The following is a 15,111-nucleotide window of genomic DNA, read 5'->3' as shown; positions in this document are numbered from 1 at the left end:
TAGACCAGTCACTTAACTTTTTATTATGCTGAATAATTACTCAATTGCAAAAACTTCCCCACCGAATGGTCTATTTTCCGATGAATGACCCAACAAAAAAGCGGGCTAATTCGCCCGCTTTATTTAACTAAATCCGAAGGATTAAGCTTTCGGTAATGTCACACCAGTTTGACCTTGGTATTTACCGCCACGGTCTTTATAAGAGGTTTCACACACTTCGTCTGATTCGAAGAACAACATTTGTGCGACACCTTCACCCGCGTAAATACGTGCAGGTAAGTTGGTTGTATTCGAAAATTCTAAAGTCACGTGACCTTCCCACTCTGGTTCAAGAGGCGTCACATTGACAATTATACCGCAGCGCGCATAGGTCGATTTACCCAAACAAACGGTTAACACATTACGTGGAATACGGAAATATTCGACTGTCCGTGCTAGTGCAAACGAGTTCGGCGGAATGATACAAACGTCTGATTCGATATCAATAAAGCTTTTATCGTCAAAGTTTTTAGGGTCAACAATTGCTGAATGAACATTGGTAAAGACTTTAAATTCACGAGCACAACGCACGTCATAACCATAGCTAGACACGCCATACGAAATAAGCTTTTCGCCATTTTCATCATAACGGACTTGGTTTTCTGCATACGGTTCAATCATGCCGTGTTTTTCGCTCATTTCGCGAATCCAACGATCAGACTTAATAGCCATTTATCTCTATCCAAAAACTTAAATCAATTATTGCGTGGTACTTTAACTGAAATCCGACTTAATGAAAATAAGCTTTGCCGAACTAAGCGGATTTAGTCATTTTCAAATCAATTTAGAGTTTTAAAATCGCAGAATAACTCAGTGGAATCGAAAAACTGACCAAGACTAGCGATGCTGTTCGTTGTAGATTGGCTTGATTGAGCCAACTAATTTTATTCGATGCCAAAACGGAACCAAGAAAGGTCCAAAAGAATGCAATAGGAACAATCAACAACAGAAAGATCAGCATGTGAGCTACATAATACTGCGCATTTTGCCAAGCCAACGCAGGGAAAATCGCAGATGCAAATAATAATGCTTTGGGGTTTAATAAAGTCGCAACAAAGAGTTCGCGTGCACGAATGCCCTTTTGATTAAAATTTTCAGCAACAGTTGCTGTACGCCATAATCGCATAGCCAAAAATAGAATATAGCCAGCACTAAACAGTTTTAAAATGGTCGGTAGTAAAGGCAGATGTACGGAAATTTTACCAATGAGAAAACCCCATAGGCTAATCGAAATAAGATAACCAAAGGCTTCCGCTGGAATGAGTCGGAATGATTTACGTAGCCCAACTTGAATACCCGAAGATGCGAGTAAGGTATTGGTTGGTCCTGGCGTTAACAAAATACTGATAACTAGACCAATAAAAAACCATGAAATCATACTTTGACCTCAAACTTAATCCGCGAAGATTAATTCAGTTGTTTCGTATTAGCAAAATAAAAAATAGAAACGCTTATAAAAAACTCCTTATTTAATTATAAATTCAGTAACTTAAATAGAAAAACAAAACCTTAGCTGAACAGTCATTCAGAGCACCTTACAATTCAAAGAAATATCTTGAACTTATATTTATTAATAGAAATTTCACATGATTCCATGTATACCCTACAGTTTTTACACGTAACAAAATATTATTAAAATAAACAATACCGCCCCATGCCATTCTTACGCATAGCCATTATTTATTGGAAACTAAAAATCAAAAAAAATACTTTTCAAAAATAATTGATTAAGTTATGTTCAATTGAGTAGTGGAAATTAAAACTAAAATTCATCAAATCAATATTCAAAATTTATGTGTAAAAGGACGTTTCTATGAACCAATGGACAAAACTCACGTTACTCTCGGTCACTTTGGCATGTATTACTGCTTGCTCAAATGATCAATCTACTTCAAAAAATACCACGGAAGGAAAAAGCACAGAAACAGCTACATCTAACCAACTTCAAACTAAGTTCGTAACCATTGCAACTGGCGGAGCATCAGGACCTTACAATGTGATTGGGACGAGTCTTGCAGAAATTTATAACAAAACTTTTGGTGTAAATTCTAAGACTCAGACTACAGGTGCATCAGTCGAAAACTTAAACCTTCTCAAACAGAATAAAGTTGAAATGGCATTTGTTATGAGTGACAGCTTAACAGAAGCACTGAACGGAACAGGAAGTTTCGCAAATGGTAAAGTTGAGAATGTCAGCCAAGTCGCAGCGCTTTATCCCAACTACGTACAAATCGTAACCTCTAAAAAATCAGGGATCAAAAATATCGAAGATTTGAAAGGTAAACGTATCGCTGTAGGTGCACAAAATTCAGGTGTAGAAGTAAATGCACGTACACTGTTGAATGGTTTTGGAATCACCTATAAAGATATTAAAGTTGATTATTTAGGCTATGCTGAAGCCGCTGATGCTTTAAAAGGTGGCAAGCTTGATGCAGCATTCCTGACTAGTGGCATTCCAAATTCATCACTCATGGAACTTCAACAAAGCTTTGATCTACAGTTAGTTTCAATCAATGCAGATAAAGTCAAAGAAATAGCTAAAGATCAAAGTTATTTCTTACCGATGATTATTCCAAAAGGCACATATGGCAATACTGCGGACATTCAAACTGCCGCAATTAAAAATGCATTAGTTGTTCGCACAGATATATCGGATGATGATGTCTACAAACTAACAAAAACTTTCTTTGACAGTTTGCCTCAATTGGCAACTTCACACCAAGCAGCAACAGAAATCACGCTTGAAGGTGCTCAACAAGGCCTTGTAGCGCCTCTACATCCAGGCGCGAAACGCTACTATGATGAAGTGGCTAAAAAATAATAAGCTTCAAAAAAATGCAGTTTATACTGCATTTTTTATATTGTTCTTCTTAATCTATGCTAGCTATCCAACACTGTATACGCAGGTTAGAGTTGAAACTGATATATGCAAAATTTCAACTGATCAATTTGATTTACAGTGGAAGCATTCAGTAGAAAAGACGGCTTGGTCTGAACAATATCAGCGTCAAAAGAATAAGTTTTTACTGCGCCACACCGATTTGATTTCATTTGGTGCAGGTACACCCTCAAATTATCCCATTGAGTTTCAAAAAAATGGTGTGATTAGAATGCGGGTCAATCAAAATATAGATGAAATCAACTGGGTGATTTCTAGAAATATGCAAGGCACGATCCTCGCTGACCAAAAAATTTGGTCTATTTTTCAAAGTTACCCAGACTATAGTTTGGTCAACATCTCGGTTCAATATCAACCCAAATGGAAGTCTTGGTGGATTGGAGAATGCCTATGAATTCCAAAGAAGATAAAGTTGTATTAGAACAACTCGATGAGAAACAACAACAAGCCATATTAGAAAAATTTGATCGGGAATCTGTTACTCGAATCAATATGAGCAAATCTGTTACCTACTTTGTTGCATTTGTAGCGATCTTTTATTCATTATTTCATTTATTTATTACGTTTAATCCTTTACCTGAGTTAATACAGCGTGCAGCCCATGTCGCTATTGGCCTAGCACTCATTTTCTTACTCTATCCAGCTCGTCAAGCAAGCTCCCGGCAGCATATTTCACTTCTCGATTGGTTCTTGGCTTTGCTTTCCATCTTCAGTTTTTTATATTTATGGAAAGAATATCAATCTATTATGACCACTCGAGGTGGTATTCCAAATACCTTAGATATCGCGTTTGCAATTATGAGTGTGGTATTAGTCATAGAAGCAACTCGCCGGGTCATGGGGTGGATGCTGCCCATTTTAAGTTTAATTTTCCTGACCTATACATTTATCAGTCACTTTGATTGGTTGCCAGATCGATTAATTACTCGCCCTTATACCATCAGCGACATTTTCGGACATATGTATTTAAAAACCGAAGGCTTATATTCTTCGGCAATTGGTGCATCCGTCACTTTTATTTTCTTATTTATCCTTTTTGGTGCTTTTCTTGCAAAATCAGGTATGGGGAAATTGTTCAATGATCTTGCCATGGCATTGGCGGGTCATAAACAAGGTGGTCCTGCCAAAGTTGCTGTAATTTCAAGTGGATTTATGGGCAGTATTAATGGAACTGCTGTTGCCAATGTTGTTGGCACAGGCTCATTTACCATTCCATTGATGAAAAAAATTGGTTATCACAAGAATTTTGCTGGTGCCGTTGAAGCCAGTGCATCCGTCGGTGGACAAATTTTGCCGCCAGTCATGGGTGCGAGTGCCTTCATTATGGCCGAAACAACTGGCGTGAGTTATGGCACGATTGCACTAGCCGCATTATTACCTGCCTTATTGTATTACCTTGGCGTCATGGCTCAAGTTCATTTCCGTGCGGGTAAAGATGATCTGAAAGGCGTACCTAAAGCTGATTTACCTAAAGTAAAAGAAGTTCTAAAAGAGCGTGGACATTTACTTATTCCAATTTTGGCACTGGTCTTTTTCTTATTTCAGAATATTCCTGTGAGCTATGCTGCTGTCTACACCATCGTCCTGACCATCTTTGTAGCAGCTTTAAGAAAATCAACACGAATGGGTGTAAAAGATATTTTAGATGCGCTCGTTGATGGAGCCAAACAATCATTATCTGTGATGGCTGCTTGTGCTGTCGTTGGTATTATTATCGGCGTAGTAAGTCTGACAAGTTTTGGTTCAGTAATGACTTCTTCAATTATGAGTTTAGGTGCAGGTAGTCTCTTTCTCACTTTATTTTTAACCATGATTGCATCGATGATTTTAGGCATGGGGCTTCCATCTATTCCGGCCTATATCATTACTGCCACCATGGCAGCACCAGCACTCGCAAACTTTGATATCCCTGTATTAGTCGCGCATATGTTTGTGTTCTATTTTGGTTTATTTGCAAACATCACCCCACCAGTTGCCCTTGCCGCCTTTGCGGGCGCAGGAATTGCAGGCGGTGATCCAATGCGCACTGGGTTTCAGGCCTTAAAACTATCTCTTGCTGGTTTTATTGTTCCATTTTTATTCGTTTATAACCCTGCCATGCTGATGATTGATACCACCAATGTTGCAGTCAATGCTCGAGAATTTGCCTTTCCTGCATGGACAACTATAGTGAGTATTACTGTCACTTCAGTGATAGGAATTCTCGCTTTAGGCTCCGCAGTTGAAGGTTATTTCAAGACTTATCTCAACTGGTTCTGGCGTATTTTTTTAGGTGTGGGTGCGCTGTGTATGATTATTCCAGAAACCATTACAGATATTGTAGGCATTATCATGGTCATCATCGCAATTACGGTGAATATTATCACTGCTAAACGTAAAGCAAACCCGTCTCTTTCCTCCTAAAAAACCAATTAAAAAGCCCGGTAATTACCGGGCTTTTTAATTTCTTAGACTAAGGCGTACCCTCATTTGATGGGTGGGTTTTAATGACTTCAAATAATATTTAAAATTATTTGTTCCTCTATATTTTTTCAATGCTAAGCCCCTTGTAACAGAGGACATTTGGCAAAAAATCTAAGACACAATGCGTTTGTACAGTTACTGCCGTTCAAAGAATTGATCCTAGCCAAAATAATAGAAATATCGTGAAAGCTATTTTGTAAAAACTAAGTACAAACGCGACATCCTTTGATATGCCTCAAGAATTTTATCCTTGGCAGACGGCTTATAATCGCAGGAAAAATAAGAAATTGTGCAAATCGTTTTTTAGATGTGTAATTCATAGACATCGTTGAATGTCTAAAGTTCAGTACTCATAATTTTCAAACACTCCCAATACCACGTTATAAAAAATCTGGCACGAGGCCAGATTTTAATACGATCAACTTAAATTTCAGTTCACCCTTAGAAAATACGGTTTTTATCTTTTTCAGCCTGAGGCAATGCATCTGCAATTTTTTGCGCAATCGCCATATAGCTTTCAGCAGCATCATCACCTGCTATCACAGATGGTTTCCCTGCATCGGCATTTTCACGAATTTGTACGTTCAGCGGTAAACGGCCTAAGAGTGGAATGTCGTATTGGGCTGAAAGTTGGTCGCCACCACCTGTGCCAAAGATTTGCTCTTCATGTCCACAGCTCGAACAGATGTGGGTCGACATATTTTCAACCACGCCCATCACGGGAATGTGTACACGATTAAACAACTCAATGCCTTTGGTCGCATCCATTAATGCAACGTTCTGTGGTGTCGTCACAATCACAGCACCTGTCACCGGTATACGCTGTGCAAGCGTCAACTGAATATCACCTGTACCTGGTGGCATATCAATGACCAAGACATCAAGGTCTGGCCATAAGGTTTGATTAAACAACTGCATTAATGCGCCAGTCGCCTTTGGTCCGCGCCAAGCCACAGGGGTATTGTTATCACCTGTTAAATGGCCAATCGATAAGACTGCCAAACCATAAGCTTCAATTGGTACAAATTGTTCAGCTTCAATCATAGGCGTACGGCCAGCGTTACCGAGCATAGTTGGAATACTTGGACCATAGATATCCGCATCTAAAACGCCAACTTTTAGCCCCAATTGCTGTAATGCCAAAGCTAAGTTAACTGTCGTGGTTGACTTACCCACACCACCTTTGCCTGAAGACACTAAAATTACATTTTGAATGCGTGGATGTTTCGGTACATCACGCTGTTGTGGAGCGGCTTTTTGAATCGGTGGGTTATTCGGATCAACTTCGGCAGGTGCTTCGGGTGTTTTCGCAGACGCATCCACAACTGGAGGTAACTGGCTTTTTGCTGCTGAACTTTCAGCTTTTTCTTGGCTAGAACAGCTTTCGCCTTCTGCATGGTGATGACCGCAACCACCCGATGTATGTCCAGTCTTTTGCTGAATCACGTGCATATTTAATTCTGTGATGCCACATTTTTCCAATGCATCGGCCAAATCATCATGGATTTTTTGTAAGTCATCGGCTTCTGAAGGAAAGGTATTAATCGTGATCTGCAAGATCTGACCTTGCACATTTACCTGTGTAATACGGTCTTTTAAAGCATTATTTGAATTGGGAAGTACATAGTTTTGTAAAACCTGTTGGATTTCCTCTTCTTTCACCTCTTGGGAGGGTGAAAACACAGATTTTAGAGAAGAAAGCCACGACATTATGTTGTCTCCAAACAGGAAAATCAAAAGATAATAGCGATAGTTTACCTGTTCATCTGCCCCAGAGTAAGAGGGAGATGAATGACTTATCCCTATAAACTTATAAAGTTGATTAATTTAGTCAGCTTTCAAGCAAGTTTTCAAGCGTGTGCCACTTAAAATGCCCTTATAGTTGATCTATGCGGCTAAACTAAAGCCATTAAATTTTAAATTGATTACATATCAACCATACTTTTACAGCGTAATTTCAGTTTATATTTCAATCGTTTCAACAGAATAATCATTGCGATGGATGTGCAATCTAAAGGCACATTTTGTGCTTTTTAGTTTTTAAAATGGGGATGACGATGTATCAGAAGACTATCTATAAGAAGTCTGTGTATAAAACGAGTTTATGTGCCTTGATGCTCCTGACTTCAGCAGCCTATGCAGAAGTTATGACTGAAGCCATTCAAACACCTGACCGACAAACTGTGGCGATTGGTGATAGCCTCGATCTCATGCGCTCGCGTATGCAAGCTTCTCCGATGAAAATGCTGTCCTATCCGCTGCAAGAAAAAAATCTGCCTGCGAAACTAGCGGTAGATTACACCTATGAAATTGCTAATATGCGCTACGTGATTACCGTAGTAGATGATCAAGTCAAAAATATTAAGACTGAAAATTTAGATAGATTAAAACAATGAATCCTAAAAAAGCCGCTCTTGATAGAACGGCTTTTTTGATCAGCCCCAATTAAGCTTGATCATCTTTTTTAAACTTATTCAGTGTGTCAGTGGCTTTCTTTTTTAACTCGTCAAATTTCTCTGTCGCCTGCACTTTGAGTTCATCAAATTTTTCGACAGCCTCATGTTTAAGTTCGGAGGCTTTGACTTTGGCTTCATCTAATTTGTGACTGGCTTCTGCTTTTAACTGATCTAGACGATCTTTGGTTTCTGCATGCTGTTCTGCATGTTCATGTTTCGCATCATTTAAGGCTTTTTCGCCTTCGAGTTTTAACTCTTCAGCTTTATGCTTTGCACCATCGAGGGCTTTTTCACCTTCAAGCTGAGCTTCTTTGGCTTTGAGCTTTAGATCATCACCCAATTCTGACGCTTTATCTTTCAATTGATCAATTTTATTTTCAGTTGTCATCGTTCTCGCCTCTTCTCTGTTATTGTCTAACAATAGTTATAACGTGCTTTGACGGGATGACCTTAAAAATATGCATTTAGAAACAATTGAGCTACATGACGTTGCATTTATGCTTTTTGGCATAAGGTTAGGAGTTAAAATTGATCCGAGTTTAAATGTATTAAATCATTGAAAAATATAAAGGCTATTTTTATTGTATTGATATTCATCAATCTAAATTAAGCAAAAGGAATAACGGTAAAGCCCCTAATGACGCACTTTACCGCTACATAAAAAGATTATTTGCTGACCGTGCTCATAAAGCTTACTGCGGAAAACAGCCAAATAAATAGGATGAAACTCCGTCCCTGATTAAAATGCGCGACATCTGTACCATGCAAAATATTATGACGGGTCATGGCTACGGTAGAGCTGCTATCCATTTGATAGGCTGCCAATTCGGCAAAATATGGATTCAACTCATTAGCAATTTTAGATTTGTGCCACAGGCTTTTAATTTCACTGCCTTTTAGACCGGGAACAATTTTGTAGACATCGACAAACTTGGTACCGCTCTGCTTTAAAAAGCCCGTTTGAATCAGTACATCCGTTAAAATGCCTTCTAACTGTGCATACAAGACAGGGATACAACCGGCATGGATGTCTAATTTATACAGTTTAAACGCATCTAGAAGTACCTGACGGCGCTGTGCTTTATGTTCACCAATATTCAAAGCATCAAAGGCTTTCAACAATTCAGTTTGGAAAAACTCGCTATTGATGACATTCAGAAAATCAAAGTCTGCATCATTTTCATGTTGATGAAGCAGTTGCCAAAAATACAATAAATTTAAAGCATCATTCGCTACTTTCATTTCTACAGGCTGATCTAATTCATCGGCCAAAATATCGAAATAAGGCTCATCTTGTGCCAAATGACGCAGGGTTTGAATCAGTAAGGCATGCTCATCTGCAGAAATCTGTTCTAAATATTGCTGTGCATCTTTAATAATGTGATGCCCCAATTTATGACGCTGTTCATTTTGAGGAATACGAGTGATTGGCTGATCGTCATCATAGTCATCTTCATACATGGGCTTGTTACTCTTAGGCATCACAGTTATGCCCTATTATCACTGTAATTGTGTCAGCAATATAGATTTTTTTACTTTTGCAAAGATTTCACCTATTCCCTTGTGCAAGTACTGGCTATCTCATGTAAAATTACAGCCCATTGCATAAATACGAATGAGAGAGTCATATCCGTGCGTAATATTTTAGTTACTAACGCCCTTCCATACGCGAATGGCCCAATTCATATGGGTCATTTACTCGGTTATATCCAAGCTGATATTTGGGTTCGTGCCATGCGTGCAATGGGTCATAACGTGACTTATGTATGTGCAGATGATGCTCACGGCACAGCGATTATGCTACGTGCGGAAGCCAATGGTATTTCGCCTGAACAGCAAATTGCCAATGTGCAAAAAGAACATGAACGTGACTTTGCTGGCTTTAAAGTTGACTTCGATCATTACGACTCAACCAACAGCCCTGAAAACCAAGCGCGTGCTTCTGAGATTTATATTAAGAACCGTGAAGCGGACAACATTGCTGTACGCCCTGTGACGCAATTGTTTGACCCTGAAAAAGCAATGTTCTTGTCGGATCGTTTCATTAAAGGTACATGCCCGAAATGTAAAGCGGAAGACCAATACGGCGACTCATGTGAAGTGTGTGGTACAACATACAACGCAACTGAATTACTCAATCCAAAATCGACTTTGAGCGGTGCGACACCTGTAGAAAAATCTTCAGATCACTACTTCTTTAAACTGCCGAACTTTGGTGAATACCTGCAAAAATGGACACGTGACGAAGGTCGTCTGCCTGTGTCAATTGCCAACAAACTTGATGAATGGTTTGAAGCAGGTTTATCGGATTGGGATATTTCTCGTGATGCACCTTACTTTGGTTTTGAAATTCCAGATGCGCCAAACAAATATTTCTACGTTTGGGTAGATGCCCCAATCGGCTATATGTCGAGCTTTGAAAACTACATCAAGACTAAACGTCCTGACCTAAGCTTTGACGACTACTGGAAAAAAGATTCTAAAAATGAGGTGTATCACTTCATTGGCAAAGACATTGTTTATTTCCACGCATTATTCTGGCCTGCAATGCTTGAAGGTGCAAACTATCGCACACCGACAAGCCTGTTCGTCAACGGTTTCTTGACTGTAAATGGTCAGAAGATGTCTAAATCTCGTGGTACGTTTATTAAAGCGGAAACGTATCTTGAGCATTTAAACCCTGAATACTTACGTTACTACTTCGCGTCGAAGCTTTCTGACAAAGTTGAAGATTCTGACTTAAATCTTGATGATTTCGTTCAGAAAGTAAACTCTGACTTGGTTGGTAAAGTCGTGAACATCGCAAGTCGTTGTGCCAAGTTCATCAACACCAAGTTTGATAACAAACTTTCTGCAACGTGTGCAGAGCCTGAATTGGTACAAAGCTTTATTGATGCAGGTGCATCAATCGCTGCTCAATATGAAGCACGTGAATTCTCTGCTGCAATCCGTGAAATCATGGCGCTTGCTGACAAAGCCAACCAATATATCGACGAGAAAAAGCCTTGGGCACTTGCGAAAATTGAAGGTGAAGAACAACAAGTTCATGACGTATGTTCTGTCGGTATTAACTTGTTCCGTCAATTGGCTGTGTATCTTGCACCAGTACTTCCTACATTGGCAGCAGAAGTTCAAAGCTTCTTAAAATTAGAATCTTTCGACTTTGCGTCTGGTAAAACGATTTTGGTGGATCATGAAATTGCTCAATTCCAACCATTAATGCAGCGTGTAGATCCAAAAGCTGTTGCTGCTATGGTTGATGCGTCTAAAGACTCTTTAGCTGCACCTGCGGAAGCACCAAAAGCTGAGAAGAAAAAAGAGAAGAAAGCTGAAAAGAAACCTGAGCTTAAAGTTGGCGAAGCTGAAATTATCGGTATCGAAGACTTTATGAAAGTTGACTTGCGTGTGGCGGAAGTTTTAGAAGCTGCTCACGTTGAAGGTTCTGACAAACTGCTTCAATTGACTTTAAATGTCGGTGAAGCTGAACCACGTAACGTGTTTAGCGGTATTCGTGAGTTCTACCAACCTGAAGACCTTAAAGGCAAATTGGTGGTAATGGTGGCAAACCTTGCTCCACGTAAGATGCGTTTTGGTATTTCAAACGGTATGGTTTTAGCTGCGGGTAATGGCGAAGGTGTTTGGGTGATTTCACCTGAAACAGGTGCTAAAGCTGGCGATAAAGTTTCTTAATTTTTAGACACTTACGAGAAGCCCTGCTATATTCTTAGTAGGGCTTTTTATTTAAGTAAATCAAATGAAATTAGAATTAAAAAAAATCAATGAAGCAATAAATGCTATTTCTTATTCAATTGATATTGAACAATATGATGAAGCATTGTTAGGTTCGGAGATGATGTTAATTGAACTTGGAAAGTATGAAACTACCGAAACAGTATTACATTTATTATTTAATTTAGCAGGGCAATTTATAGATGTAGGTACATCTTTAAGAAATAAAAATGCCGTTTCTAAAGGAATCCAAATTTTAGAAAAAAACTCAGAGTATTATGAAATTCAATCTAATATGAACTATTATTATAATTTAGCAAATGGAAAATTATCCTTAGCAAATGACTGTGGCTATTCCGAAGAAAAAGTAACTTTTAATAATATAGATTTATACAATGATGTAAAAAACCTATATTGGAAAGCATATAAATTAATTAAAAAAGAAAATGACTACGATTTATATCAGCAAAATATAATTAATCTTGCAAATACTCTAAAACAACAATTTCGTTTTTCGGAAGCCTTACAACTCTATAATTCCGTAATTCAAAAAAATACTCCCTACCCTCAAGCATGGCTAAATCGAACATCATGTTTAGAGCAATTCGATCAATTATTAGATCATCGCACTGAAAAAATGATTATTGAAATATTAAAAGGATATAGATTTGCTAGCGAATCTCCGTTAATCCCTAAAGCTTGGATACCCTATTACAATCACAAGATAGATTATTTAACCAAACAATTAAGTTCCAAAAATTTAGATATTGACGAATTAGAGACATCTAAAGAAATTTCCTCAATGTCTGAATTCCGACAATGGTGTATCAAAGAAAATTTAACTTTGAATATTCACGGCATGTATTGTTCATGTATAGCCAATGAGCGAGATAGTTTGACATTACTTGAAGGAGTTATTTCTTCTCAAAAGATTCTCAAATACGAACAATACTTAAACCGAATTAAAGCTGAATTTTCATTGGTTAGAGTTCTCTACTATGAATCTAAATTCACCGAGAGTTCCAAGCTTGATTTTGAAAGCTGTTATTCAGAATTAGATGAACATGAAATCATAAATATAAGATCGGAGAAACTTAGAACTTGTTTTAGATTATGTTTTTCTATTCTAGATAAATTAGCAATTTTCCTTTGCCAATATTTTGGGTTAACAATTAATAAAAATACGGCTTTTAATAATTTTTGGCATACAAACAAATTAGAACTTGAAGAAAAAGAAAATTTTGCTTTGATTGCAATTAATAGTCTTATATACGATCTGAATGAAAAAAATGGACAATTTGGATTTTATAAAATTTGGAGAAATTCTCTAGAACATCATATTTTATTTTTAGTTCCAAACTCATTTGAGTTATCTAGTGATACGACACATACTTATGTAAAAATAAGTGAGTTTGAAAGTAGTCTTCAGAATTTACTTCAATTTACGAGATCTGCTATTTTTTCGACTGTATTCGCCATTGTTGAAGATTTACGCCAAAAACAACCATCTGATCGAGAGAATTCAATAGAAATTACGGTTCACAAGAAAGATTTTGATCAAATTTACTAAAACCCATCCCCCCTTGCAAAGCAAGTGCTTCTCAGCTCCTAAAAGGAGAGAGAATTTCATGGTAAATTTAAAAATAAACCCAATAAAAAAGCCTCTATCAAAGAGGCTTTTTTGCTTCGTTCAATCACTTCATTCCAAAAATCAGCTTTAACCCAAGCACTGTCATCACTGCCCCAGCTGCCCGATCAAAACCCGCTTTAAACTTCAAATACACTTTGCGGGGTTTTTCTGCTGACAAAGCCACAGCGACCAATGAGCACCAGCCTGCATCGATAAAGAAACACAAAATAGGCAATACAAAGTAGAAATAAGTCGGAATCTCTTTCGGTAAAAGTGCCGTAAAAATACTGGCTAACACAATTGCAATTTTCGGATTCGACAACTGAGTAATTAAACCAGTGGTAAATGCACGACGGAGTGACATTTGCGAAATGCTCGAATTGCCTGCTTCGATGGGTTCTTTGGCATGTTTTATAATTTTAAATGCCATCCAAAGCAGGTATAAACCACCACAAATTTTCAAGGCCAAATATGCAGAAGGTACAGCCAATAAAAATGCCTGCAAACCTAATACCGCTAATAGGCCAAATATTGCAGCGCCCAAACCTGTACCAAGAGCGGTAAATAAACCGTGTTTACGTGAAATCGCAATGGAATTTTTCGCCACATAAATTGACGTTGGCCCCGGGCTCATTGCACCAAGTAATAGTGCTGCCGCAATCGAGCCTAATATCCAAAATGATTCCACTGTCACACCGTTTTCACTTAAATTCGTGGCAATTTTACAGATAGAATCTCTGAATTTCTCCCTATAATTTGCAGTGTTTATTTTAATTGACCAAATTTTTCACTATAAATAACTTGAATACCGCATTAATCCATCGCATGATCGCTAAAAGTACAAATTAATATCAAGACAATGAAATTAGCCGAAGCCCTACTTTTACGCAGTGACTTACAAACTAAATTGGCCTCGCTGCAACAACGAATCAATAACAACGTGCTCATTCAAGAAGGTGATGCACCCAGCGAAGAACCAAATGCTTTAATTCAAGAAGCATTTGCCGTAAATAAAGAACTTTATGGCTTAATTGAAAAGATTCACGCCACCAATGCACAAGCTAAAACCAGTTCTGGACGCTCCATGCTTTCAGTCCTCAATGAACGTGATTTGTTGACCCAACAGCATCGTATCTTGCAACAAGCGATTGACAGCTCACGCCGTGAAAATGGTCGTTATAGCTCGAGTGAAATCCGTTGGATTAAAACCATTGCAGTGGCAGATTTACAGAAACAGGCCGATAGCATTAGTCAGCAACTTAGACAAAATAACTTAGAAATTCAGGCATCTAATTGGCAAATAGACCTGATAGATTGACCTGATTTAGTCATTTGAACCACGGTTCATTCCAGTTCGGGCATACTGGGCGAGTACAGAGCCTTTTTAAATGTTTGTAAGGCTTTAATCCAACAAACTAAACTGCAGAAGTAAGACGTCTACTTCAAAATGTTCACACATCTGACGTAGCACACTGCATCTGTGACTCTTTACATGTCACGTCTCACTACCGTGTACTGACAGTATGTCCACCCTATTTTTTATGCACCTTTTATGCACCTATGTGCTAATCGTCATCTGCAGCGGCTTCATTGAGTGCAACATCTTCACGGGGCAATTTATAGTCATGGTCATTCACAGGGACACCGCCAATGATCATGGTGCGATGTTCATTTTGAGGACGATGCAATTCGTCAGTCGTATCACAGCCAACCATCCAAAAACTGCACAGGCACAGCATAGGCAGCACAGCCCGTCTTAATTTGCTCATTGGATGCCCTCCATTTTTATAATTATCTTGATTATAAAATCAGCATAGCATTTTTGTGCAGATATTCACCTTATTTATCTGCCGATTTAGGGTCAATTGTCAGGAATTATGTCTCGACTGTCTTAC

General features: G+C 38.3%; 14 protein-coding genes. 7 read left to right on the top strand and 7 right to left on the bottom strand.

Going from position 1 to position 15,111, the window contains the following annotated elements:
• Nucleotides 1–141: 141 nt before the first annotated feature.
• Entirely contained in the window at nucleotides 142–711 is a 570-nt protein-coding gene (dcd, locus tag FTU80_RS00405) for a dCTP deaminase (protein ID WP_005008040.1), read from the bottom strand.
• Between the two features lie 112 nt (nucleotides 712–823).
• Nucleotides 824–1,417 carry a LysE family translocator gene (locus FTU80_RS00400; RefSeq protein ID WP_078192265.1) on the bottom strand — a complete coding sequence of 198 codons (594 nt, stop codon included), beginning with the start codon at nucleotides 1,415–1,417 and terminating at the stop codon, nucleotides 824–826.
• Nucleotides 1,418–1,852: 435 nt separating this feature from the next.
• Here FTU80_RS00400 and FTU80_RS00395 point away from each other — a divergent pair, with 435 nt between their 5' ends.
• From FTU80_RS00395 to FTU80_RS00385, 3 genes are read left to right on the top strand one after another with little or no spacing between them, the layout of a single operon-like run.
• Entirely contained in the window at nucleotides 1,853–2,860 is a 1,008-nt protein-coding gene (locus FTU80_RS00395; RefSeq protein ID WP_180083599.1) for a TAXI family TRAP transporter solute-binding subunit, read from the top strand.
• Nucleotides 2,838–3,332: a DUF1850 domain-containing protein gene (locus FTU80_RS00390; RefSeq protein WP_227591861.1), complete on the top strand. Its 495-nt coding sequence runs from the start codon at nucleotides 2,838–2,840 to the stop codon at nucleotides 3,330–3,332. The genes FTU80_RS00395 and FTU80_RS00390 overlap by 23 nt, the downstream gene beginning before the upstream one ends.
• Nucleotides 3,329–5,341, top strand: a complete 2,013-nt coding sequence (locus FTU80_RS00385; protein ID WP_067764590.1) for a TRAP transporter permease — start codon at nucleotides 3,329–3,331, stop codon at nucleotides 5,339–5,341. The genes FTU80_RS00390 and FTU80_RS00385 overlap by 4 nt, the downstream gene beginning before the upstream one ends.
• A 501-nt stretch (nucleotides 5,342–5,842) precedes the next feature.
• Here the strand turns inward: FTU80_RS00385 and apbC are convergent.
• Nucleotides 5,843–7,111 (bottom strand): iron-sulfur cluster carrier protein ApbC, encoded by a 1,269-nt coding sequence (gene apbC, locus FTU80_RS00380; RefSeq protein ID WP_180083596.1) that lies wholly within the window; start codon nucleotides 7,109–7,111, stop codon nucleotides 5,843–5,845.
• 347 nt (nucleotides 7,112–7,458) lie between these two features.
• Between apbC and FTU80_RS00375 the strand changes: the two genes are divergently transcribed.
• On the top strand, nucleotides 7,459–7,797 hold the full coding sequence (locus tag FTU80_RS00375) for a hypothetical protein (RefSeq protein ID WP_180083593.1): 339 nt from the start codon (nucleotides 7,459–7,461) through the stop codon (nucleotides 7,795–7,797).
• Between the two features lie 49 nt (nucleotides 7,798–7,846).
• On the opposite strand, the gene FTU80_RS00370 is transcribed toward FTU80_RS00375, so the two are convergent.
• Both FTU80_RS00370 and FTU80_RS00365 read right to left on the bottom strand, forming a co-directional pair.
• Nucleotides 7,847–8,245 (bottom strand): hypothetical protein, encoded by a 399-nt coding sequence (locus FTU80_RS00370; protein ID WP_180083590.1) that lies wholly within the window; start codon nucleotides 8,243–8,245, stop codon nucleotides 7,847–7,849.
• Nucleotides 8,246–8,523: 278 nt separating this feature from the next.
• Nucleotides 8,524–9,318: a hypothetical protein gene (locus tag FTU80_RS00365; RefSeq protein ID WP_180083809.1), complete on the bottom strand. Its 795-nt coding sequence runs from the start codon at nucleotides 9,316–9,318 to the stop codon at nucleotides 8,524–8,526.
• A 171-nt stretch (nucleotides 9,319–9,489) separates the two neighbouring features.
• Here FTU80_RS00365 and metG point away from each other — a divergent pair, with 171 nt between their 5' ends.
• Together metG and FTU80_RS00355 are read left to right on the top strand one after the other, a co-directional pair.
• Nucleotides 9,490–11,547, top strand: a complete 2,058-nt coding sequence (gene metG / locus FTU80_RS00360) for a methionine--tRNA ligase (protein WP_180083588.1) — start codon at nucleotides 9,490–9,492, stop codon at nucleotides 11,545–11,547.
• Between the two features lie 64 nt (nucleotides 11,548–11,611).
• Nucleotides 11,612–13,156 carry an LA2681 family HEPN domain-containing protein gene (locus FTU80_RS00355; protein WP_180078193.1) on the top strand — a complete coding sequence of 515 codons (1,545 nt, stop codon included), beginning with the start codon at nucleotides 11,612–11,614 and terminating at the stop codon, nucleotides 13,154–13,156.
• Nucleotides 13,157–13,280: 124 nt separating this feature from the next.
• Here FTU80_RS00355 and FTU80_RS00350 read toward each other — a convergent pair whose 3' ends face one another.
• Nucleotides 13,281–13,904 (bottom strand): LysE family translocator, encoded by a 624-nt coding sequence (locus FTU80_RS00350; protein WP_180083585.1) that lies wholly within the window; start codon nucleotides 13,902–13,904, stop codon nucleotides 13,281–13,283.
• A gap of 171 nt (nucleotides 13,905–14,075) precedes the next feature.
• Here FTU80_RS00350 and FTU80_RS00345 point away from each other — a divergent pair, with 171 nt between their 5' ends.
• Nucleotides 14,076–14,534 carry a DIP1984 family protein gene (locus tag FTU80_RS00345; protein WP_180083582.1) on the top strand — a complete coding sequence of 153 codons (459 nt, stop codon included), beginning with the start codon at nucleotides 14,076–14,078 and terminating at the stop codon, nucleotides 14,532–14,534.
• Between the two features lie 247 nt (nucleotides 14,535–14,781).
• Here the strand turns inward: FTU80_RS00345 and FTU80_RS00340 are convergent, their stop codons facing one another.
• Nucleotides 14,782–14,985, bottom strand: coding sequence for an NF038215 family lipoprotein (locus tag FTU80_RS00340; RefSeq protein ID WP_180083579.1), 204 nt, complete (start codon nucleotides 14,983–14,985; stop codon nucleotides 14,782–14,784).
• Nucleotides 14,986–15,111 lie beyond the last annotated feature (126 nt).

It is taken from the genome of Acinetobacter sp. YH12145 (assembly GCF_013418335.1).
Taxonomy (GTDB): Bacteria; Pseudomonadota; Gammaproteobacteria; order Pseudomonadales; family Moraxellaceae; genus Acinetobacter; species Acinetobacter amyesii.
The sequence above is the reverse complement of the archived record's forward strand: the minus strand, read 5'-3'. Positions and strand labels throughout refer to the sequence as shown.

Coding starts and splice junctions, on each gene's coding strand:
- FTU80_RS00365 (WP_180083809.1), bottom strand. CDS start 9,318: ATGTATGAAGATGACTATGATGACGATCAGCCAATCACTCGTATTCCT.
- FTU80_RS00370 (WP_180083590.1), bottom strand. CDS start 8,245: ATGACAACTGAAAATAAAATTGATCAATTGAAAGATAAAGCGTCAGAA.
- FTU80_RS00400 (WP_078192265.1), bottom strand. CDS start 1,417: ATGATTTCATGGTTTTTTATTGGTCTAGTTATCAGTATTTTGTTAACG.
- FTU80_RS00375 (WP_180083593.1), top strand. CDS start 7,459: ATGTATCAGAAGACTATCTATAAGAAGTCTGTGTATAAAACGAGTTTA.
- FTU80_RS00385 (WP_067764590.1), top strand. CDS start 3,329: ATGAATTCCAAAGAAGATAAAGTTGTATTAGAACAACTCGATGAGAAA.
- FTU80_RS00340 (WP_180083579.1), bottom strand. CDS start 14,985: ATGAGCAAATTAAGACGGGCTGTGCTGCCTATGCTGTGCCTGTGCAGT.
- FTU80_RS00390 (WP_227591861.1), top strand. CDS start 2,838: ATGATGAAGTGGCTAAAAAATAATAAGCTTCAAAAAAATGCAGTTTAT.
- FTU80_RS00355 (WP_180078193.1), top strand. CDS start 11,612: ATGAAATTAGAATTAAAAAAAATCAATGAAGCAATAAATGCTATTTCT.
- FTU80_RS00395 (WP_180083599.1), top strand. CDS start 1,853: ATGAACCAATGGACAAAACTCACGTTACTCTCGGTCACTTTGGCATGT.
- FTU80_RS00345 (WP_180083582.1), top strand. CDS start 14,076: ATGAAATTAGCCGAAGCCCTACTTTTACGCAGTGACTTACAAACTAAA.
- apbC (WP_180083596.1), bottom strand. CDS start 7,111: ATGTCGTGGCTTTCTTCTCTAAAATCTGTGTTTTCACCCTCCCAAGAG.
- dcd (WP_005008040.1), bottom strand. CDS start 711: ATGGCTATTAAGTCTGATCGTTGGATTCGCGAAATGAGCGAAAAACAC.